The sequence below is a fragment of the Enterococcus sp. MMGLQ5-1 genome (genome assembly GCF_013155265.1).
GTDB lineage: Bacteria > Bacillota > Bacilli > Lactobacillales > Streptococcaceae > MMGLQ5-1.
In genome coordinates this window covers 207,900-229,322 of record NZ_JABJXU010000001.1, presented here as the reverse complement: position 1 = coordinate 229,322, position 21,423 = coordinate 207,900, and the positions used below count along the sequence as shown (strand labels likewise).

Sequence of the window (21,423 nt, the reverse complement as noted above, 5' to 3'; positions counted from 1 at the left end):
CAATTAATCGAAGTAATTTATATTTCTAACTTTTTCTATTAATATTTGTTTATTTATAATTACTCTATTTTAATACCTAATAAAAATATTTAATTTTATTTTCCAATAACATAACTAAATTGACTCGCTGTCACTTTATCAAACACACGATAACTCACCACACCTAAGCCTTGCGCATTGCTTTCAGAGATTAAAACACTCCCATCTGACCGAACTTGTTCCACAAAGGCAATATGCCCATAGGTTGAATCTGCGCCAGCTTGACCGGGTGAAAAACAAAGTGCTGAATAAGCTTTAGGTGTATTGGTAACTTCATAGCCTGATTGATATTTCCAATCACCACCATTGCCCATGTATGGTGAAAAACTAATGCCAAATTGCTTTGCCCGATTGAAAACGAACCAAGTACATTGTCCATACGGATAAGTCGCAGAAGTATAGCCTGCAGTACTCATTGGCTTACTTAATGTAAAACCTGCTGGCACATTTAATTCAGTTGTCCCATTACCATTAGCGCTAACTGGTGCTTTAGGTGTCCCACCGTGTGCATCAATCCATTCGTCAAGTTTCGCCATTACCTCTGCACGCTTTTTACCTGTGTCATCGGTTGCGGTAAAATAAACACCGCCATCTTTTGACGTATCTAATTTACCTTGTGCATGTAATTTAGCCTTGTCATCTTGTCGCTTAAAAGTTTCGTTTTGATTTTGGATAATGGTGACATTCGTTAAACCAACTACCGCAATTTCATCCGAATAATTAGTCGCATTACTTTCAGCGCCATCAAAAGCACCATAACCAAACATATTAGCGCCCTTTTGTGTCGCCACACCTGCAGTCCCTAAACTGGATTCCATTTGTGCAATTGCCACAATCGCCCGAACATCGAGACCGCTTTTTTTCTCCCATTCTAAAAGCTTTGTCCCATTAATCCGACTTTTATCATATTTAATCCCTGTACTGTCTAAAAAGCCATCGAGCTGTAAAGCAGTAATGCCATAGCGGTGTGCCAATAAATTATGCGTGTAAGGATCGTCAGTCGTCCAATGGTCGACATAATAGGCAAATGCTTTATCTGAAGCTGAAATCTCACTATCCCCTGAAAGCATGCCTAAAAATAAAAAAAGCACCGTTAAAGGTGCTAACAAAATCAATAAAACGGAAAATAGTTTTAATTTAACTGCTTTTTTCATTACTCACCCCTTACTTACGATTTACCTTAGATTGATAATTTTCTTTTTTGATTTTAGATTTAACCCTATTTTCTTTAATCAAATAAGCCTTTTTCCCTTGATTTAAAAGTGGTTGTGACTGTCTAAGTTGTCTAGCTTTACGTAATCTTTCTTTGGTTTGCGTATTATGCAGTTGTTGCTTAAATTTTGAAGCCCGAACTTGTTGTTCATATAAGCTTGTTTTAGAAAGCGCAACTTTAGCTAATTTAGCCTCAGCCTTTGCCTTATCCTCTGGTCGACCTGTATAATAGGCTTTCGCTTGATGTGCTAAGGCACTGGTTTTATTTTTTGCTTGTTTCACACCTTGACCGACTTTAGCTAATTTGTCTTTTCGTTCGGCTTGTTTTTGCTTTTCATTACGATAACTTTGCCCAAAATCTTTGCCATTCTTTTGCGCTTTGGTCGCTTTATGCTTAGCTAAGCCATCTCCAATTTTTTGAGTATAATGTCCTGCCACATTGCGCCCAGTTGCTTTGACATTACGTTTCACATATTGGCTTGCTAAACCTGCGGTGCCACCAGCCACAGCGCCCGCAAAAGCCATTTTAGCCATACCTGACTGTTTGACACGTCCAATCGTATGACGTTGAATACTTTGTCCCATATTGCCAATCTTACGAGTAATATTATTATTTAGTGAAGTAATTCGATTGGCAGTTAGGATACTGATTAAGTAATCTCTCTTTTTCCAAATCAAGATTAAAACAATCGCCTTAATCACATAAGCCACAATTAAATTATCACCTGCAATGGTAGTTGTTGCTTGATTTAATAATGTATTGAAATACATAAAAATCGAAGTAAAGAAAGTCATTAAACCACTGATGATAATTGTCGAAAAAAGCTTCTTACTTAGATTAAATAAAATATTTTCAAATGTCGGAAACATTGAAAGTAATAAGGCAAATGGCGCAATCAAAAGCATTAAAATGAACATGAATTTTAAAACCCATGCGACAATCGCAAAGATACACAAAATCACACCCATTAGAATACTTTCAAGAATGGCGACCACCGCATAAGTCACCTTACTCCCCCAATTATCTTTAAGGTGTGTGTTTTCAGGGTCTTTCAATGTCCCTGCCACATCTTTAATGGACTTGTCCCCTAACTCGAAATCATCGTCGCCATCTTTATATGCTAATAAATCAAGTAGATTTTGATTGGTTAACTTAAAACCATTTCTACCCTCACCCTTATTATCCTCTGTATCAGAATTCATATAACGATAGGGCTTCCAAATCACATCATCAAAATATTGGTCTAAAGTCGCATTTTTGGATTGTGAGATTGTAGTCGATTGCGTTGCTTTTTGTGCAATTTCATTCGTAATATCATTCGTATTACTGTAAAATCGTGTAATCACGTAATCGCCATTTGAGTATTTAGAAAAGAATAAGGTGGCACAAGCAAAAATTAAAAGTAAGCGAATCAAGGTTTTAACAAAGCTACCATGTTTCACAAAAAAAACATAAGCCAAATAAAAGGCCATTGAAACCCCAATAATTGGTAACAATGAGCCTTTTAAACCACTAAACAGCTTGCTGGTTTCGCCAATCACCGTATTGATGATTTTATCAAACGAATAATCAGCCGTTAGCTTTTCGTAAATGGTCGCAAAAATATTAAAGAAGAATTTTGCAATCCAAAAGACAGCTTGCACAATCTTATTGATTAAGTAATTGACATTTGAATCAATGCCAAAGACATCATTACCAAACCAAGTCTTACTGGTAAATTGTTCTAATTGATTTTTATAAGTTTCATACATATTGCGCCTTTCTAGGTCATGCGACCGATTTTAATTTTGTTTCAACTGTATCAAATAATTCAAAGATTTCAGGGAACATACCATCTACGGTAATACGTTCTTTACGACCGAAAGTATCTAAATAAATACATTGTCCCATTGTTAAATTACCGAGCCATTCTTTCGTTTCATCAGTAATCGGAATTTTAAGATACGTTAACACGTCCTCAATCTCTGTTTTTTCCAAGAACGCAAAGACACTACCAAAACCTGTCCCATCTTCATCAGTTGATAAATCATGAATGGATTGGGTGATAAAAACTAAGAAATTATTTTCAGAACGACCAACACGCTTCATCATTTTTAAGATTTTCTTACCAACAGCAGTCGAATTAAAAAACCAAGCTTCATCAAAAAATTCAATTGTTTCTTGCGATTTATCCTGTTTGCCAAACTTAGTACAAAAATAACCTAACGCATACATGACCGATAAACTTTTACGTTCGTCTTGCGTTAAGTCTTGACTTTGTTTTTCATCGGGCAACTGTAAACCAGTAATCTCTAAAATTGTAATCTTACTATTGACATCAATACCTGCATGACGACCATCATAAAAACATAGAGATAATAAACTATTATTGACTGCGGTTAAAAGAAAATCGCCTGCTTCATGAACCGCTTCATCTTGACTATCATATAAATCTTGGAATACATGAATCATACCAACTTGTTCACCATCAGCACGTTTCTTTAATTGCTTATCGACCCCTTTTAAATAGGCATTCCGAATTTTTAACGAGTTATCTTTACCTAATAAAGTATCAATCATACTATCTGCTAAGTCCCTTGCTTCTTGACCTTTCAAAAAGACAATTGGATCTAAAACACCATGATTATTAGCATCTTTGGCATCTAAAGTAATAAAGTCAATCGATTCTATATATTTTTGTAATTCAGTATAATTGCCTGCTTTTTGATGCTTTTCTAAAACTTTTAAATATTGTTTACGCATTTCAGCTTTCGGGTCAATATATAAAATATTGGTTTTTAAAAAGGAGTGATACGTAAATAATAATTTGGTTAAAAATGATTTACCACCACCTGTTTCACCGACAATGGCGACATGCGGATTCTGTGTGATTTTATTTTTAACACCTAATTTATTCGCTTGTAATAAATTAGAAAACAAGGGAATCGAGCTACTCGCTAAAGCACTTTTAAAATCCCCCTGCCAAGAAGTCGTTTGATGATCAATTCGACCAATACAAAAACCAATATCAGTCCCAACTTTCTTAGTCATAAAAAATAAATTTTCGCAGAATGCTTCTAAAGACATGGCTTGTAAAAAGTTTCGGTCGTCTTTATCTAATGATTCAGTGATACGGTTTTTATAAAATAAATAGACTTGGTCTGCATTGGCACGCACAACTTCAATGCCCATCTGATTTAAACGTTGATACAATACTTCATACTTACTTTTCAGCTCTTCAATCGATTGTGCTGAGATAATCAACGTTTGAAGATAAGTAATCAAGCCCTCATCTTCATCAAATTTTTCTTGTAAATCATCGAGCAGAATTTTACTACGAATGACACTTGATTTTTGCATATCATCGGCTTCGTCAGCTTCATTCATCGTGTTTTTTAATCGGGTTTTAGCCCTTTTGGCTTTCCCAAGTAATGAAAAAATGCCTTTTGGCAATGAAAATTGGACTTTATAATTGGTTTCAACTGGAAAATTAAGGGTTTGTAATTCTTCTTGTAAATGTAGGTAACTGACATTTTCAGGTACTTTATTAATTGGCAAAAGGGCAACATAACTGGTTTCATCAAAATTTGATAATTTAATAATATTAATATTTTCAAACTCAATATTAACATCGTCTAAATTTTCAATACTATTTTCAACTAAACTAATTTCTAAGTCTTGATTGTAAAATTGGCCTCGAATATACTGTAAACGTTGAATTAAAATATTTTCTTGTCTCGTTAAACGTGTGGCACTAATTAAACTAATCGCATTTTCTAAGACCTCACGTTGAACTTGATAATCTTGAATCCAATTAACAGGTACACCCCCTTGAAGCCCAAAGCTAGATAAGACTGTTTTTCTTAAGTGTTGATAGCCTTGTTTCACGACACTTTTTAAGTCCATACTAATATGCATTGATTTAAGTGGAATCGTCAGATAATACTGATACTCATATAAAGTCCCAATCGACGATTCTAGTTTTTCAATCGTGCCATTGAGGACATATTCTGCCAAATCAGAAACATCACTTGACCAATCAATATCTTCTGCCAATTTTTCAAAGCGTGCATATAAATCTAAATGCATTGGGATCATATTAATTTCAAAATCATGATACCCTCTTAAGTGATTAAAGACCGAATGGACTAATGATTTAAAATCTTCTTTGGCAGCACGATCAACTGTATTAATCACTTTAGATGGTATGCGATAAATCGCATGCACAGACCCATCTGTTTTTAAAATTAAATTTTCTTGAATATCCCAGATATTATTTTCTAATTTCATTCATTCTCCTTTCTGATTTCATCGGTTTTGGTTTTGGATAAATAGCCCCTTTATTCAGATAAATTTGATTCGATTGTCTACCATACTTAAGATAAAAACGACAATAGTCATATAAATAAAAAGCAATCGCTTTACCGTCAATCACTAAATTAGAGAGTATTTCTGATAAATACCAAGCAATCATACAACCGATGACAATTCTTAGTCCATAGGGTAAAAAAACAAGTAATAATTCAAATAAAAAATAAAGTAAACCAAATACAAGGGCAAAATAGACAATTCGAGAAAATTTAATTGGTGAAGATAATGCAAATTCATCATTGAATTTCTGAATCCAATAAGGCTGATTGAGTGCTTGTTTATAGGAGTATAACTTTTTATCCTCTAATTGCATTTTTGACATTTAAACCTCACTTTCCATAAAAAAAAGCCTTGATTTGAAATCAAGACTTAAATAAATTCAATTAATCATTCATAGTTGCATATGAACAATTGGATAAGGATTCCCCATATCATCTTTTTCATCTCTTTTAAAAGCTTTAAAGCCAATATGTTTATAAAATTCATACGCTTTAATATTTTGTTCATTGACAGTAATTTCAGTAATATCGTGAGTATTAATTGCATACTTAATTAATCGCTTGCCAATCCCTTTGCCTTGCATATTTGAAGCTACAAATAACATTTCTATTTTATGAGATTCGATACCCATAAAAGCTTGTATTGTATTGAAATTATCATAAACAACAATTAAATGTTCAATATTCTCTAAAGCAGTTGGAATTATTTCTCCAATAGTTTTGATAGCAGTCTCATCCAAAAAATGATGAGAATCACGAACTGATTCTTGCCAAAGGTTAAATAATTTGGTAATTAAAATATCTGAACGATTTTTAATCTCTACAATTTTCAAAGCAACCTCCTAAGATTACTTTAATATTTTACCATAATTTGGATTAGTTAAAGATTTTAGCGACAATTTCACCAATACTATTTAAAATGGTCGTTGGATTTTTTAAGAAATAAACTGAAAAACCACCAATGGCAAGTGTGATAATGGCTTGACCAATTTTTTGGTCTTTGACAGCCTGAATGAATTTCCAACCTGCAAAACCTGCCACAATCCAAATACCCATATTATCCACAAACCATGTAAATAAACTACTTAAACTCATTAATCATTACCTCCGTTTTCTTGACTATCTTCTTTGTTATAATCTACTGGGATTGCGTGTTTTAAATCTGTAATAAAATAGCTGTCACCCTTAGGTTCAATAGTAAAAGTGAAATTTTCACTATGCGTTGTGCCTGCAATCTCAAAAGTGGCTTGGACATAAGCGACTATGTTTTTACCGTCTTGTTTAAAGTACGTATAATCGATGGTTTTAAAATCTTGATTAGAAACGACCGCAACATTTTTCGCAATTAATTTCAGATTCTCTTGATTGGTTGTATAGTTTTTAAAGAACAATTCTAAAAAAGTTGTCATTGTTTTGCGTTCCTTATCACTAAAGCTATCCATGCCACTTAGTTTTAATTGGTCTTTTGTCGAACTTTTATTGACGATTAAATCTTGTATTTCAGAATAATAAGGCAAACCACTCACATAATATTGATTATTTTTTTCACCATAGGGGATATTAAAATTAGTCGTGATTTCTTGATTATCCGATTGATAAGTTATCCGATAAACAGCTGTATCTTTACCAATCGATTCAATTCTTGAACTTTTTAATTGCATAGCTTGACGTTTTAAGCCTTGTGCTTTAATTTCAGGCACAAAATTATAAAACTGATTGAGCGCTTCAATCTGTTTATCCTGTGCCTCAGTTTGATCTGAAAAGTTAAAATAGGCTTTTACATATTCATTTAAAAATGATTCTAGACGATAATTCGTATTTGTTGTGTCTGAACTCGATTCGACAACTTGAACGGTAGCCTTAGGTTGAATCGTTTGCTTGGTAAAGCTTAAAAAAATACTTAAACAAGCCAATATCACAAAAAAAGCAAAGCCACCCAAAAAGCATAAATTCATCTTTTTTTGATTGATTGGCTTCACTTCAATTTTCTTTTTTCGATTATTTGGTTTTAAAAATTTATTTTTTATTTGTTTCATAAACCACCTCTCTATAATTTGACAACTGCGACATAAACCCCATTGATATAAACTTCCAACTGATCGGATTTAAAAAGCCCTAATTTATGATAAACAAAATTCACTTCAAAACTCGAACAAGCTTTTTCATTAACAAAAATCATTGATTTTCTAAATTTGTCACCACTAGCTAATTGACTGATGCTTTGACTGTATGTTTCAATAAATTTTGAAACAAAATAACTGACACGTCCTCTAAACTCACCCGTATCTTGTGTTAACATTTGCATTTCCATTTAATCACCTCCATTTTTTTGGTTTATTTGACAAGCACTATCAAGCGGCATAAAATCAAGTTAGCATAAAAACACATTGCGGTTGGTAGTCCGCAAGCACCTTAGTGTCAGTAACCTACCCTCCAGGGTTGTCCATTGCAATATTTAATATTGGAGGGGCTGTCATGAAACTTACAGTTTTTTTTGATGGTAGTTTTTGGTATGGTTTGATTGAATATAGTGATTTTCAAAATAATTATCGAGCGATTAAGTATCTTTTTGGCAAAGAACCAAAAGATGTTGAAATCATTGATTTTATTGACAATCATTTGTTAAGTTTGATTGCTAAAAATGACAAACTAAAACTCAGTAATAATTGTGTTAAAAAGCAACAATCAATCAAGAAGCTGAACCCAAAAAGAATGCGGCGTGAAATTAATCGTGCTAAGAAAAGACCTGTCTTATCTACTAAATCACAATTAGCGATTTCGGAGAGTCGGTCAAGCAATCAACTAATTAAACACCACAATTCTAAATTGGAAAAAGCTGCTAGTAAGCAAAGAAAGTTTGAAATCAAACAAGAAAAGAAATACCAAAAACATAAGGGACATTGAGTCCCTTTTTTGTTATTAAATACTATTCGCCAAATCAGCTAATTTATGCCCTTTTGCGACTAAGCGCTTATGTAGACTTTGGATTTCTGAATTAGTGAAGTAGTAGCCTTTTAATTCAACTCGAATCGCTTCAAGCATATCCGCAGGTAATTGAATCATCTCACTTGATTTTAAAACTGAATTTAATTCACCTGCGACCTGCCACGCTTCATCATATTTATAGGTTGTTAATAAATTAGATAAATCATTCACTAAGCCTAAAATTTTCTTTTCTAAAACACCAATTGTATTTGCCATAATTAAATACCTGCTTTCATATTTATATTTTTTGTCATCAAAAAGAGAAAGTTAAACATTGGCTGGACTACGAATATAATTCATAATCACTATAAAGTATCACTTGGTAAACCTAATGCACGTTCAATTACGTCCGTTTCGAACCATAGGAAATCATTGATTTCTGTTTCGGTGGCACCATTCGGAAACATTTCTTCAACGAGTGCAGTCAGTTCATCCACTTTGCCTAATTCTTTAATCACATTCAATGTTGTCATGCCACCAGACCATGCATGAAATTGTGATAAATCATTGATTTCTTTTGTAATTTTCATCTAAAACCTCCTATTTTTTTCCAAAATAAAAAACGATTGATTAATACTCAATCGTTACTGTAATTTGATTTTAAAAAGTCTAACTCTTTTGCCATACGTTCCGTGATTTCACCCGAATTTAAAATATCATCTAAATATTGTTCATTCATAATTTTTTCAGCTTCTTTCACAAAAGCTAATGAGTTAGAAACTTGATAATGTAGCCATCGGATTGTACGCCTGATACTATATGGCTCAGGAATGACGGTTAGTTTTAAAGGTTCTGCACTCCCAAATAAATTTTGCCATTTTGAATCAGGAATATAAGCACCATAAGCACCGACACCATCATAGACTTGCATTTCACGATTAATTAAACCTCTTGCCATATCCCCTAAATCAGCGCCTAATATAAATTGATTTACCATTTCTTGTGCTTTGGCTTGAGCTAATCGAATTTCATAACGATTATAAATTTGATAAGTTTCAAGTGCTTCCTCTACGCTGATATTATCTTTTTTGGCAAGCTCATAACGCTTTTCATAAAAGTTGAAATACATCATACTTTTTCGGCTGCCAAAATAGAGTGAAATACCTTGATTATTCGCAGAATCCACATCATCAAACGATAAATTACCACCCCCGATATGATTCCAAACTTTTAAACGGTCAAAATTAACTTGTTTTTGATAAACTTTAGCGATTAAATCTTCTAAATGAAAATGATTAGCTTGCTTATCATAACCTTGATACATTTCATCAAGGGCAATATCCAAACGAGTGACACTCATATCTGAATAACGCTCGGATAACCGACTTAAAAACAAGCGCCAATCACAACCAACGTTTTCAAAAATTAATTCCATTTGACGACACCCTGCACCAGATAATTGTAAAGTGAGTTGATAGTTATTCATTTCTTTTGCGTTCGCATAATTGAATAGCCAAATGTCACCCCGTCTTAACAGTTGATTATAATTTAATAAACCCGTTTGAAAGCCTTGAAATTCCTTTAAACCGACAAACAAAAAATCCCTTACAAATTCGTCAAGATTACGGATACTTTTAAAAGTAATGCGTAAGTAATCTATTGTCATTCGTAAAGGATTGTCGCTATTTTCAATTTGATAACCAAATTTTGCTTTGATTACCCTAAATTTTTCTACGGTTAATTGTCGTCTGCCAGTTTCTAAAGAGCGTAATGTTTCGGCACTCATTCCTGAAATTTCCGCAAATTGTTTCTGCGTTAGATGATTTAACCGCCTAAATTTCTTTAATGCCTTACCATCAATGGATAATCACCCTCTTTTCACAAACTTTTATCATTTCATCTTAAAAGTGGTACAAAATTTCGTTAAAAACGGTACAAAATTTAAAACGCTGAAACGACTGCTACACATAGTGTTTCGGGGGGGTTAAAACTGCGTTTTCTGTAATTTCTACCCCCCTATTAGAATTGGAGGGTTTTCACAAACTTTTCAACATGGCAACGTTACACTAAAATGCTTGGTCTGCACGCTGATTTGCGCTGACCTGCCTTCGCTACGCTCGGCAGGCGCAAGCGTTTGACACGCTTTTTAGTGCAACGTCATGTTGAACAGTATTTGTACCGTCATCTTTTCAGACTTGTCCTTAAGTTTAAAATTTTTATCCTGAAATATAATTACAATGATTGTATCTAATCATTTGATATTAGACAATCATTTCTTTGGCGATTTCTTGATATGTTCGATTACTATTGGCTTTCGCTTCAAAAATGGCTGACAATAAATCCTGCTCATAAGCTTCTAAAACAACCTTACCATCAACTTTAGAAAATTGGTGATACGCATTTTTCTCGATCACCCCAATCACATTACGGACTTGGTCGAATGATTTATTGACACTTTGGGCATATGCCTGAATGGATAAAGTTGTTTCAGTTTGATTTGGTATTGTAGTAGAAGTATCTAAAGTAGATTGGTTCTCAATTAAAAAACTAGATTTAAAAGGCACTAAATCAGCTGATAAAACAGGCATTTCTTGGAAAACTTTTAAAAAATCCCAGCCTTTATCATATGGTACATATGGCGCATAAAATTCACCTGCGGTTTGCCCACCATTGGCACAGTAGCCCCGACCACGTACTTTTTCACCATTAATTTCAGTAATATTTTTAAAAGATTTATTACGATTTGCGTCCCCATACATCATCATATAACCTGTATCTTCAAGCACACCAACTGAAATACGCTTCATGAAATTATCTCTCAATGCCGTCTTGATAAATTCCCCATCGGGTCTTTGCATGGCTAAAATCATAAACACACCAGCTTGACGACCTTTCAATACAATTTGTGTAAGCAATTGAGTGACCTCATTGACTAATTTATAATCATTATCAATCAATGAAATAAAAGCAGCCCATTCATCAAAAACAATGAACTTGGGTCTTAGACCATAATCTGAATATTTCTTACCTGCTTGATTTTCTGCATGATTGGTCATATATTCATAACGATTTTCCATGTATACCACGTTATCACGCAAACACGCAATCATTGCTTCTTTTTCAGAAAACACACGCTCTTTAAAAACCGGTGCTTTCGCTAAACTAACAAAATCAGATTGTTTTGGGTCGCAAATATCGACATCTGCGACTGATAATAGCCCATAAATAATTGACATTAATAAAACTGTCTTACCACCAGCACACAATAAATGCGGTTGTTCGTCAAAATCCCAATAAATATCTTTCATTAAACGCAACCCTTTTTTTGTGACCTTAACATCAGTAATCTTAATTCGATTAGAAAATCGGTCAATGGCAATTCGATAAGACACAAAACCTTTCGGTCGTGTTTGAAACATGAAATCACCGTCAAAAGTATCTTCTAATTCACCACCCAATTTATTAAACTTATCTTGAAATTTACTACCCCTCATTTCTAAAGTCACATCTAAACCAAATTTATCTTGTTTCAAATAAGCTTTAGGAAATTTATAGCTCTCTTTCCCATTTTTCTTTTTCGGATAAATCAGATTGTGTTCAAAGAGATACCGTTGCATGAGATAAAGTGAGCGTAAGCGACCAACCAATAAAGACTTAGTTTCTAGTTTTAATACAATCAATAATACCATCGGTATTAAGACCAATGGCACAATTGAAATCATCAAACCATACTGTATCGGTTGTGCAATCACTTTTACTTGATTGTGATATAAATAAAAACCAATCGCCACCAAAAAGGGCATTACAATTAAACTAATTAAAATGAAACGAATATGCTTATATAATTTACGAACACGAAAACCTCGATAAGACCATATATTTTTTAACAATTCATACCCCCTTATCAATTAAAAAAAAGAATCTTTTCATTAATTCTCTTTCTTGATTACCTCTTTTGAATTGTTTTGCTGACCAGCAACTTTTTTGATAATTCGTTCCGCAAATAATTTATAGCCACTATTAGATCGATTATTGCCTTGTGGGATTGCATAATAAGCAATTTTGATACCCTGCAGTTCAACTTCATCATTAAATTTGAGATTTAACGCTTCAATTTCGCTCGGCATCATACCAATGATTGTAAACTCTTTCGTTTCATGTTGGGTACTAGATTTAATCCCAATTTTAACCCCCAAAATTTCACCTGTCGGCATTTGTGGATAAGAGCCATCAGCACGTCTAGGCTGTGTTAAATCATCTTCATAAGCGATTTCAGGCTCAGGTGCCACCCGATAAGTTAATTTGCCAAATACTTCATTTACCAATAAGCTTGGCGCAATATCCAAATAATCCTTACCCGAAATTGCGACTTTTTCAAATTTTAAACCGATTGCCATAATTATTTACCTCCCTTAATCACACGAATTTCATCCGCATAAACATTCAACGCTGGTGCAATTTGATTACCATGAATAAAATCAGGATAATAAATTGGATTCACCAACTCAATCTCTGAATCTTCCTCAAAAGTTTGGTCTTGTGTGGGTGTAATCACATAAAACTGACCATGTTTTTCATTCACCACAATATGACGTTGATAACTGCCTTGTTTTCCAAAAACTTGTCTAGGCGCATTGCCTAATTTTTCATAAAGCGCCTTACCAATAAAATCTGATTTCATTTTTAATGTTTCTTGAATCATCTATTCACCTATACTTTCTATTTTTTCTCTATTTTAATTAATTTGCTTTTGAATCCCTTTTAAAAATTGCACATGTCGTGAAGCTTGATTAAATAACTTCACGACTGGCACTTGTTCGCAATAGACTTTATAATATGAAATTTGAGTACGTGGGTCAGTTTTAATCGCATAAAAATCATAAAGATATTTGCCAATTTTTCGTTGATATTCGCCCTCAATAATTAAACAAATACGGTTAAAATCAGCTAATACAAAGGTTTGTTTTCGACCGTTTTCAATTTCAATAAAACCTAATCGTTTTAAACGTAAACTTAAAGTCATGAACATTTAATCACGCTCACTTTTTAGACAAAATAAAAAAGACTAATGCTTAATTAATCTTTTTCGATTGATTTTGATATTTCTTTTCAAGCAGTAAACCACCTGATAAAGTAAAAAGACTCCCTAATAAAGCAAGCCAATTTGAATTAGATTCACCAGTATAGGGCAATTCAGGCATGATACTTGCTTCTTTGATTTCAGGTGTGGTACTAGTTGGTATAATTGGTGCAACGTCTGTACCGTGTACTTCTTGAGACAATTGGATATTGTGATAAGTAGTTGCCAATTGAACATCATGGTAACTGGCACTCACTTGAACATGTTGCACAGTGGCTTGTTTTTTAGCTTCAAGTGTTGGTGGTGTAATGACTGTTTGATCTAATGGTTTTTCTACTTCATAAGTCGGTACATCAGGTGCCACATTTGTATTACTAAACTGCACTCGAATTTGACCATGCGTATTATGAACCCAATTATCATCGACATTTAAAAGTTGTGTTAATGGCGACGTTTCACCCGCTTGAACGATAAAATTAAGATTAAGAGCAGAAGAAGAATTGATATATTCTAAAAAAGAAACATTGCCATCATGATACTTAGAATAAAGTTCTGTCCCATTTAAATCATAGACATGAAAATTAATGTTTTGATTCACTGCGGAATTACTGACATCATTTTCATAAGCATAAGAATAAAGGTCAATTGAGGTTACTGTAATCGTTTCAGACCCATCACCATTTGAAACAACTGAATAATTAATCTTACCAGTTAAAGTCCCTTTACCAATAATGTTGACCCCATCATTCATATCATGTGTTAAAGTAAATGAACCATCTGATTGAATGTCTGCATTCATAAATGAATCACCATATTCTAAATTATCCACATTTTGTGTGTCGACAGAAAGTTGAGCCGTATGATTCATACTATTTAAGTAATCTTTGAGTGCTTGTTCATAAGCTGCTTTTTTAGCTTGATTACGTGCCACAATCGCTTCATTCTCAGTTCGAATTGCCTCATTTTTAGCTTCTAATTCTGCCTTTTCTTGTTCATAAGCTGCAATCAATGCTTCATTACGTGCTTGAATCGCTTCATTCTCACTAACAGTAGCTTGAATCAATGCGACAATTGCTTGGGCTTTTTCAAGAGCTTCATCAGCACTAACCAATAAAGTGCCACCGTCAATTATTTCAGTGCCTGCATTTTTCGCAGTTTCAATTGCGTTATCAATTAATTGATTGGCTTCATTCATTTGATTAATGGCGTTTGTCAAATCCGAAATTTGTTGGTCAACGTCTGCTTGGGCTTTGTCAACATCATCATACGTTTGTGTGTCGTCTTGTGTGACAGCTACACCAGAATCTGTCGCACTCTCAACAGCCTGATTCATTTGTGCGTTAATTTCATTTTGTTTATCCGTTGTATTTTGTAAATCTGAAACTTGTTGATCAGCGTCTGCTTGCGCTTTGTCAACATCATACGTTTGTGTGTCATCTTGTGTGACAGCTACACCAGAATCTATCGCACCCTCAACAGCCTGATTCATTTGTGTATTCATTTCATTTTGCTTATCTGTCGTATTTTGTAAATCAGAGATTTGTTGGTCAACATCTGCTTGTGCTTTATCAGCAGTCGCATAAGTGACATTATCGCCTTGAGTGACATTCACGCCAGCTTCTTTTGCGGCAGTTGAAGCATTATCTAATGCTTCATTACCTGTATTGACTTCTGTATTTGAAGCACTAGAATCATCAATAGAAACACTTTGATTTGTATCATCAGATACCATTTCAGTTGTATCAGCTTGTGTTGTATCAGTTATTTCATCTGCATGAACTTGTGCGGTCGCAAAAATAAAAGTCGCTAAAACTGCCCCACATAAGCCAAAGGCTTTACTTTTTGTAAACCCAAATTTCTGTTTTTCTTGTTTCGTTTTCATAATACCTCCAATAATTTAATAAATTAATTTAGCAACAATTTCATTTTTTAAACTTTAAACATAGGCTGACCCCTAACCCAAATCGACATAATAAGCTCCTTTCCATGAAAAAAGACAAGCTTGAACACTTGTCTTTAAAATTATTTTATTTGGCTTAAAAGTAATGGGTGATATATAATTTAATTGATATCTTCACTGTATAAAATATTTTTCCCCTCTCAACAACATTTATAATAATCGGCGTAAATATTATTACAATTACAGATATTTTCTAATTTTAAATCTTGAATTTATAATTTAAGTGCAACAGAAAAAGCCAAAAACAATTGAGTTTCGGCAAAAATTAAATATTGAATAAAATAAAAAGAATAGTAATATTCTATTCAGTAATGAATCTCTGTTTAATAGTTAACTTCATAATCATTTATAGAGATAGAATTTGCAATTATAAATAATTGATTAATTTAACAATATCTATTAAAAAAATTTATTTTCGGGAGACATAGCCTATATGATTAAAAAAAATGAACTAAATAACATATATAAAACTTCCATTACTGAAAATTTAATTACATATAATCCAGTATTCACATTCACCGCAATAAAAAATAAACACATTTGGATAATTATATTTTATTACAACAAGTTTGCAGATAAATTTTTGTTGAATAGGTATGACATTACTAACAAAACAATTTCTCTCATTTATAAAGATGATATTTTTTGGCTATTAACTGCATGTTATAAAACTTTGCCACTAGAATTGGATTATTTTGATTCAAAAGATAATATCCCCTCAAAATTAATTCCTATTCTCCAAAAATTTCAAGAAAATCAAATCATAGATAATAAATTGGTAATAAAAAAAACAAGACAAAGGAGTTTTAATTCAGTATCAATAAATTCAAATTTTCCACTTGAAATAAATGAATTGTATATAATAAATAATAAAATAAATTTACCATATGGAAGAATGCCAATAATTGTCTCTCCTGATAAATTAAATAAAATAAATCTATCACATAATTTTGGTATATTCATAAAAAACAATAAAAACGAAGAAATTCATTCCTACTCTTTTATCATGAAGAAAAAAATACAAGATAACAGTTACTATCACTTAGTTAGTACTCTTGATGAAGAATTAAATACCAAAGTTGGTCCTCAAAGTTTCGGAGAAACTACAATCCATGCACCTATGCGATCAATTTTAAATGACTCAAGTATCCAAGTAAAATTTCATGGTTTTGAAGAAAATACTAGTAATCTAACGTTTAACATAATTATTGGATTGAATAATACTTTTATAAAAAATACTGAATCAGTTTCAATAGATGAATCATTCTTTTTCATATCTAAAAAAGAACTTTCAAAAAAGTTTAATTGTAATCTTAAGACTATACTCAAAATATTTCCAAATTCGGACACTTTCATTTGTATAAAAGAAACTGCTACTGACAAAGATTTAGCATATAACATCGCTAAAAGCAAATTAGAGAAATTTATCTATTTATTTAATACGCAGAATAAAAATGATCTTTTTTGGGATTTGTATAACAATTCTAAAGACGAAAATAATTGGTTTTATTACACAAAAAATCAAAATATGGAATTAAGTACCTCGTATTTTGTCGAAGAAGAAAATAATACTAAATCTTTTTATGCATTTGACACTAAAGAAAGTGCTCCATTTCAACAAATTGAGTTAAGTTTAGAAACTGAAAATTCAATTAATAACAATTCTTGGTTTCAAAAGTTCATAAGTAACATATTGTCCGACAGTTTAAATAGTATCGAAAAAAAGATTCTTGAATCTCTAAAATGGATCTCATTAAGCTGGAAGACAAACAATATTAATGAAAAGGTGTTCTTTACAAACACATCTATGGAATATTTTAGCTCGTTTATATCACTGCCTAAAAAATTTAGAAAAAATGAATTAAACTCTCTAATTTTAATAATTAAAACCTCTCTAAATAATAGTGATTTCTCAGATTCATCTGATAATATTGAAAGAATTGTAAGAAACTCTATTAATTCCCATTCTTTTTTGGAAACAATTAACTCTTTTTACAAAAGTATTGAACTTGAATTAACAGAAAAAAATAGAGCGGATATTAAAACTGTGAGAAATTATCGTAACCAGCTAACTCATGGAGACTTAGTTGATGATAGTACCAATATCTCCGTTGACACAATAAATCGTGTTAATCGAATGGTTTCAGAAGCATTATTTCGAAAAATAAAATATTTATACAACGATAAACCATGAAAAATGGAACGATTTCTCGTTCCACCAACAAACTACTTTAAATAGCGGCACACAGATGGCACACTTTATATCAAATGTGATAATTTTATAGTGTTTTATTGTTTTTAAAATTATTTGATACCAACGATATTGCATGATATTGTATTAGCAAAACACGGAGTGGGAATAATCAATATAATAAAATTGAAGTTTTTACGCTGATTTAATAGGGTTTACAAGTTATAGGAAGGTATGTTTTGGCGGGATTTAAAATGATTCCCCGCCAAAAATCCCGCCAAGAAAATGATGGAAACTGAAAACTAACACCACTATCAAATTTGGTAGTGGTGTTTTTATTTGATATGCTATTATGAGATTAAAAATTGAGTAAATATCCAAAATAATAGTATTGGGAGAGAAAATGATGGAAGAACATTTTTATATAAAAATCAATGGGGACAATAAGGATATAAAAATTAATGATGCTTTGAAACAGGAGCTATTTAATGCATATAAAAGTGAAAAAATATTTCAAGATGATTTTTTTGTAATTCCAATAATTAATTTTACAATGGAATTAACTGACGATATTGAAAGTTGCTATTTTGGAAAAAGATTCATTCCTTGTACAATATTAACACGTTCTTTATTGGATGCAACGATGTCGCTTATTTATTTTTTACAAGTTCCTAACTATGACTATCATTCATTTTTTGAAGAATATTTAAAAACTGGAGAGCTAACAAAAGCACCAAATAAAAATGGAAAACGCTGGAGAGTGACTGGAAAAGAGCTCTGCAAAATTTTTAAAAGTAAAGTTAAATATGACGTAAGCGAATCTTATCAAAATTTGTCCCGATATGTTCATCCAACAATAAAACATTTCTATTCCATTTATCAAGATTTAGAAAATGAAAAATTTGAATTAACAGTATATGGTTCTAATACTAAATTTAATAATGAACAATATTTAGAACTTAGGCAACTAATTTATTCATGTATAGATGTATTAATTTTAGTACTAAATCAGAGAGGAGGCATTTTTTAAAATGAAAGATTTAGAAAATTTCTACAATGAAATATTTTCCCCTAAGTATCTATTGAAGTACGGTTACTATGCCTACAAGAAAAACCGTGATAAAGATACAGAAAATGATGATTATTTTAATAATGAATCATTTTATAAAATGTTTAATTTTAGTGCTTGTTCTGAAATTGCACCATTAATATTAACTCAACCCTATGATTCCAAAACTGTGACTGAACCTATATATTTTAGTATTCCAAAGAAAAATCTGGTTAGGCGTCAGTATAAATTACCAAATTTATACAGTTATACTAATTTGGCTAAATTTATGTATGATAACAAAGATGAATTTATAAATATATTTTTAAATAATAGTTTTTCTACTTCAAAATTTTTTGATTCTCCAAAATATAAATTTTCCACTACAGATGAAATAAAACAAAAACTTTTACATTCAGGAGATAAGCAATTACATATTGATTTGTCTAATTTTTACCATACGTTGTATACACATAGTATTCCTTGGATGATTATTGGAAAGCCCTATGCCAAAGCAAATAAAGCGAATATCAATATATTTGCTAATAAGTTAGATAGATTGATTGAAGCATGTCAATATGGAGAAACACATGGAATTCCAACTGGAAACTTAGCTTCTAGAATTATTGCGGAGTTATATATGTGTCATTTAGATAAAAAAATGGAGAGTAAAGGATTTCGATATGCAAGATATGTTGATGATTTTACCTTTTCGTATACAACAGATTTAGAAAAGGAGGAATTTTTAGAAAATATCAATTTATTATGTAGAGAGCATAATTTATATATTAATGCAGAAAAAACGGTAGTTGAAAAATTTCCATTAAAAAATAGTAAAAGTAAGGCACAAATTTTTAATTATTTTAATAATCATAAATTTACTAATCAAAAATCTAGTGTGCAGAGATCTATTATTTCAGACTATATAGATTTGTGTATCTCAGAAGAGAGTCAAGGAAACAAAGGAGCATTAAAGATTATTTTTTCGGGTTTACAAAAAAATATTGTTTTCGATAGTGTACTTAGTCAAGATAAAATAGATGATTTATTTATTTATGTTAATCCTAAAACAAAAACTTGTTTATTAGAAAAATTATTAGATATCTCTATGAAAAAAACAGAATTGACAAATCGATTTATGGATCTATTCGAACATTTATTTGTACAGAAACAATCAAGGAAAGGTGCCAAACAAATTATCCAAAATTATTTCAACGAATCTTGCTTGAAATTAAAAAATAAATTATCATATTATAAAAAGAATAAATTTAATCAAGAAATATATCAAATTCTACTTTACATAGTACAATTTGATATAAATACTGTTAAATTTTTAAAAAGAAAAGAAATTTTAGAGATAATAGATGAAACAATTGATGATTTTTCACTTTGTCTATTAACTATTATATATTTAAAAAGAAAGTTAGATATAAATCTATTACTTGATAAAATTAATCAATTATTTGAAAAAACACACTCAAATTATGCAAATCAATCAAGATTTTCAGAAAAATTTTGGTATTTTAGGTATTTTATTTACTTTTTAATAAAAAATAATTTAATCTTAAAAAAAGATGTAAATTGTTTCCTTAATTCTAAATCTTACCATTCTGGAAAAACTGGAATCCGTTCAGAATTGAATTCAGATTTTATTCTAACACAGGGAAGTCAATTAAATATCAATAAGTTTTATAAAACATTGCTTGATTTGAATATAGGATTTGTAGATTGTGGGAAGAATAATAATTTCAAATATTTTTAGAATATTCAAAAAAATATTTATATAATTAATAATTAAGGGAGTTAAAATTGAAAAATCGTATTTCTCCAGCATATAGAATGGAATTAATAAAAAAACTGGAAAAAATAATCTGTGAACGCTATAAAAATTTTGAGGATATAGAACAGTACATAGAGATGAATCGCGATACTTATAACAATTTTGGAGATGGTGATTTTTATACTATATATTTTGATAAAGGTGATAATTTAGGCAAAATAAACTTAAAGGCGACTCTTAGGAATATTGCAACGGAAGTTCCTGATAAATTATTAAAAATTGCAATCGATTTGGGAATTGAAACTCCTGATTTTATTCCAACAATTCCAATCTTTAAAAATAAACTTAAAAGCGATTATAAGAATGCTTCTACTAGTTTTGAAAAAGCATTTCATAATATAGAAAAAGACCCTGCTGAATCAGTAGGAAATGCTAATTCTGTACTTGAAAGCATCATCAAAGAGATATTGAGAGATGAAAGATTTTCAGATATAGATGCTTCAAAATTAACAAATGGAAAACTTGTCAAAGAAATACTGAAAAAGTTTGAATTAAATTCAAATAGTGTTGAAATGCCTAATGAAATGAAAAGTATTGGTAATTCATTAACTTCTGTTTCAAAGGCCATTGAAGATTTGAGGAGCGACAAGACATTACATCATGGTCAAGATTCAGATAAATATTTAATTGATGAACCTTTGTATGCTTACTTTGTTATAAATGCTTGTGCTACAGTTGGTTTATTTTTGATAAATTTTTATGAAAATAAATTTCCTAAAGAATCATTTCCTGATGATGCCCTGCCATTTTAATTTATTCATACTCTATAAATTTATTC

At 31.4% G+C, this 21,423-nt stretch carries 21 protein-coding genes; 5 read left to right on the top strand and 16 right to left on the bottom strand.

Annotation, left to right across the window (positions count from 1 at the left end):
• Positions 1–95: 95 nt before the first annotated feature.
• From HOY35_RS01075 to HOY35_RS01040, 8 genes are all read right to left on the bottom strand, one after another.
• Positions 96–1,193 carry a CHAP domain-containing protein gene (locus tag HOY35_RS01075; protein ID WP_172210171.1) on the bottom strand — a complete coding sequence of 366 codons (1,098 nt, stop codon included), beginning with the start codon at positions 1,191–1,193 and terminating at the stop codon, positions 96–98.
• 10 nt (positions 1,194–1,203) lie between these two features.
• Positions 1,204–3,003 carry a CD3337/EF1877 family mobilome membrane protein gene (locus tag HOY35_RS01070; protein WP_172210170.1) on the bottom strand — a complete coding sequence of 600 codons (1,800 nt, stop codon included), beginning with the start codon at positions 3,001–3,003 and terminating at the stop codon, positions 1,204–1,206.
• Between the two features lie 16 nt (positions 3,004–3,019).
• Positions 3,020–5,521 carry an ATP-binding protein gene (locus tag HOY35_RS01065; RefSeq protein ID WP_172210169.1) on the bottom strand — a complete coding sequence of 834 codons (2,502 nt, stop codon included), beginning with the start codon at positions 5,519–5,521 and terminating at the stop codon, positions 3,020–3,022.
• Positions 5,505–5,924: a TcpE family conjugal transfer membrane protein gene (locus HOY35_RS01060; RefSeq protein ID WP_172210168.1), complete on the bottom strand. Its 420-nt coding sequence runs from the start codon at positions 5,922–5,924 to the stop codon at positions 5,505–5,507. The genes HOY35_RS01065 and HOY35_RS01060 overlap by 17 nt, the downstream gene beginning before the upstream one ends.
• Positions 5,925–5,993: 69 nt before the next feature.
• Positions 5,994–6,434 (bottom strand): GNAT family N-acetyltransferase, encoded by a 441-nt coding sequence (locus tag HOY35_RS01055; RefSeq protein ID WP_172210167.1) that lies wholly within the window; start codon positions 6,432–6,434, stop codon positions 5,994–5,996.
• A 43-nt stretch (positions 6,435–6,477) separates the two neighbouring features.
• Positions 6,478–6,696 carry a TcpD family membrane protein gene (locus tag HOY35_RS01050; protein ID WP_172210166.1) on the bottom strand — a complete coding sequence of 73 codons (219 nt, stop codon included), beginning with the start codon at positions 6,694–6,696 and terminating at the stop codon, positions 6,478–6,480.
• Positions 6,696–7,637 carry a conjugal transfer protein gene (locus HOY35_RS01045; protein WP_172210165.1) on the bottom strand — a complete coding sequence of 314 codons (942 nt, stop codon included), beginning with the start codon at positions 7,635–7,637 and terminating at the stop codon, positions 6,696–6,698. The genes HOY35_RS01050 and HOY35_RS01045 overlap by 1 nt, the downstream gene beginning before the upstream one ends.
• Before the next feature lie 11 nt (positions 7,638–7,648).
• Positions 7,649–7,912: a hypothetical protein gene (locus HOY35_RS01040; RefSeq protein WP_172210164.1), complete on the bottom strand. Its 264-nt coding sequence runs from the start codon at positions 7,910–7,912 to the stop codon at positions 7,649–7,651.
• A 164-nt stretch (positions 7,913–8,076) separates the two neighbouring features.
• Between HOY35_RS01040 and HOY35_RS01035 the strand changes: the two genes are divergently transcribed.
• Positions 8,077–8,505, top strand: a complete 429-nt coding sequence (locus tag HOY35_RS01035; protein ID WP_172210163.1) for a YjdF family protein — start codon at positions 8,077–8,079, stop codon at positions 8,503–8,505.
• A gap of 15 nt (positions 8,506–8,520) precedes the next feature.
• On the opposite strand, the gene HOY35_RS01030 is transcribed toward HOY35_RS01035, so the two are convergent.
• The 8 genes from HOY35_RS01030 to HOY35_RS00995 all read right to left on the bottom strand — a co-directional run bounded on the left by HOY35_RS01030 (position 8,521) and on the right by HOY35_RS00995 (position 15,488).
• The gene (locus HOY35_RS01030) at positions 8,521–8,802 is read right to left on the bottom strand and encodes a hypothetical protein (protein ID WP_172210162.1); all 282 of its coding nucleotides are present in this window, start codon (positions 8,800–8,802) and stop codon (positions 8,521–8,523) included.
• An 89-nt stretch (positions 8,803–8,891) separates the two neighbouring features.
• Positions 8,892–9,116, bottom strand: a complete 225-nt coding sequence (locus HOY35_RS01025) for a hypothetical protein (protein ID WP_172210161.1) — start codon at positions 9,114–9,116, stop codon at positions 8,892–8,894.
• Positions 9,117–9,163: 47 nt separating this feature from the next.
• Complete coding sequence (locus HOY35_RS01020) at positions 9,164–10,387, bottom strand: replication initiation factor domain-containing protein (RefSeq protein ID WP_172210530.1); 1,224 nt, start codon at positions 10,385–10,387, stop codon at positions 9,164–9,166.
• 400 nt (positions 10,388–10,787) lie between these two features.
• The gene (locus HOY35_RS01015; RefSeq protein WP_249641441.1) at positions 10,788–12,416 is read right to left on the bottom strand and encodes a cell division protein FtsK; all 1,629 of its coding nucleotides are present in this window, start codon (positions 12,414–12,416) and stop codon (positions 10,788–10,790) included.
• 39 nt (positions 12,417–12,455) lie between these two features.
• Positions 12,456–12,923, bottom strand: a complete 468-nt coding sequence (locus HOY35_RS01010) for a hypothetical protein (protein ID WP_216656302.1) — start codon at positions 12,921–12,923, stop codon at positions 12,456–12,458.
• A 2-nt stretch (positions 12,924–12,925) separates the two neighbouring features.
• Entirely contained in the window at positions 12,926–13,228 is a 303-nt protein-coding gene (locus tag HOY35_RS01005; protein ID WP_172210159.1) for a cytoplasmic protein, read from the bottom strand.
• A gap of 33 nt (positions 13,229–13,261) precedes the next feature.
• The gene (locus HOY35_RS01000; RefSeq protein ID WP_172210158.1) at positions 13,262–13,555 is read right to left on the bottom strand and encodes a hypothetical protein; all 294 of its coding nucleotides are present in this window, start codon (positions 13,553–13,555) and stop codon (positions 13,262–13,264) included.
• Positions 13,556–13,598: 43 nt separating this feature from the next.
• Positions 13,599–15,488: a putative cross-wall-targeting lipoprotein signal domain-containing proteiin gene (locus HOY35_RS00995; protein WP_172210157.1), complete on the bottom strand. Its 1,890-nt coding sequence runs from the start codon at positions 15,486–15,488 to the stop codon at positions 13,599–13,601.
• 511 nt (positions 15,489–15,999) lie between these two features.
• Here HOY35_RS00995 and HOY35_RS00990 point away from each other — a divergent pair.
• From HOY35_RS00990 to HOY35_RS00975, 4 genes are all read left to right on the top strand, one after another.
• Entirely contained in the window at positions 16,000–17,760 is a 1,761-nt protein-coding gene (locus tag HOY35_RS00990; RefSeq protein WP_172210156.1) for a hypothetical protein, read from the top strand.
• A 400-nt stretch (positions 17,761–18,160) separates the two neighbouring features.
• Positions 18,161–18,787, top strand: coding sequence for a hypothetical protein (locus HOY35_RS00985; RefSeq protein ID WP_172210155.1), 627 nt, complete (start codon positions 18,161–18,163; stop codon positions 18,785–18,787).
• 1 nt (position 18,788) lies between these two features.
• Positions 18,789–20,567, top strand: coding sequence for an RNA-directed DNA polymerase (locus HOY35_RS00980; protein ID WP_172210154.1), 1,779 nt, complete (start codon positions 18,789–18,791; stop codon positions 20,565–20,567).
• 47 nt (positions 20,568–20,614) lie between these two features.
• A complete protein-coding gene (locus HOY35_RS00975) occupies positions 20,615–21,397 on the top strand; it encodes an abortive infection family protein (protein WP_249641440.1) in 783 nt (260 codons plus the stop codon).
• Positions 21,398–21,423 lie beyond the last annotated feature (26 nt).

What these genes read in the sequence shown, in the direction of transcription:
- HOY35_RS01075 (WP_172210171.1), bottom strand. Translation starts at nt 1,193, where the DNA reads ATGAAAAAAGCAGTTAAATTAAAACTATTTTCCGTTTTATTGATTTTG.
- HOY35_RS01070 (WP_172210170.1), bottom strand. Translation starts at nt 3,003, where the DNA reads ATGTATGAAACTTATAAAAATCAATTAGAACAATTTACCAGTAAGACT.
- HOY35_RS01065 (WP_172210169.1), bottom strand. Translation starts at nt 5,521, where the DNA reads ATGAAATTAGAAAATAATATCTGGGATATTCAAGAAAATTTAATTTTA.
- HOY35_RS01060 (WP_172210168.1), bottom strand. Translation starts at nt 5,924, where the DNA reads ATGTCAAAAATGCAATTAGAGGATAAAAAGTTATACTCCTATAAACAA.
- HOY35_RS01050 (WP_172210166.1), bottom strand. Translation starts at nt 6,696, where the DNA reads ATGAGTTTAAGTAGTTTATTTACATGGTTTGTGGATAATATGGGTATT.
- HOY35_RS01045 (WP_172210165.1), bottom strand. Translation starts at nt 7,637, where the DNA reads ATGAAACAAATAAAAAATAAATTTTTAAAACCAAATAATCGAAAAAAG.
- HOY35_RS01040 (WP_172210164.1), bottom strand. Translation starts at nt 7,912, where the DNA reads ATGGAAATGCAAATGTTAACACAAGATACGGGTGAGTTTAGAGGACGT.
- HOY35_RS01035 (WP_172210163.1), top strand. Translation starts at nt 8,077, where the DNA reads ATGAAACTTACAGTTTTTTTTGATGGTAGTTTTTGGTATGGTTTGATT.
- HOY35_RS01030 (WP_172210162.1), bottom strand. Translation starts at nt 8,802, where the DNA reads ATGGCAAATACAATTGGTGTTTTAGAAAAGAAAATTTTAGGCTTAGTG.
- HOY35_RS01025 (WP_172210161.1), bottom strand. Translation starts at nt 9,116, where the DNA reads ATGAAAATTACAAAAGAAATCAATGATTTATCACAATTTCATGCATGG.
- HOY35_RS01010 (WP_216656302.1), bottom strand. Translation starts at nt 12,923, where the DNA reads ATGGCAATCGGTTTAAAATTTGAAAAAGTCGCAATTTCGGGTAAGGAT.
- HOY35_RS01005 (WP_172210159.1), bottom strand. Translation starts at nt 13,228, where the DNA reads ATGATTCAAGAAACATTAAAAATGAAATCAGATTTTATTGGTAAGGCG.
- HOY35_RS01000 (WP_172210158.1), bottom strand. Translation starts at nt 13,555, where the DNA reads ATGTTCATGACTTTAAGTTTACGTTTAAAACGATTAGGTTTTATTGAA.
- HOY35_RS00995 (WP_172210157.1), bottom strand. Translation starts at nt 15,488, where the DNA reads ATGAAAACGAAACAAGAAAAACAGAAATTTGGGTTTACAAAAAGTAAA.
- HOY35_RS00990 (WP_172210156.1), top strand. Translation starts at nt 16,000, where the DNA reads ATGATTAAAAAAAATGAACTAAATAACATATATAAAACTTCCATTACT.
- HOY35_RS00985 (WP_172210155.1), top strand. Translation starts at nt 18,161, where the DNA reads ATGATGGAAGAACATTTTTATATAAAAATCAATGGGGACAATAAGGAT.
- HOY35_RS00980 (WP_172210154.1), top strand. Translation starts at nt 18,789, where the DNA reads ATGAAAGATTTAGAAAATTTCTACAATGAAATATTTTCCCCTAAGTAT.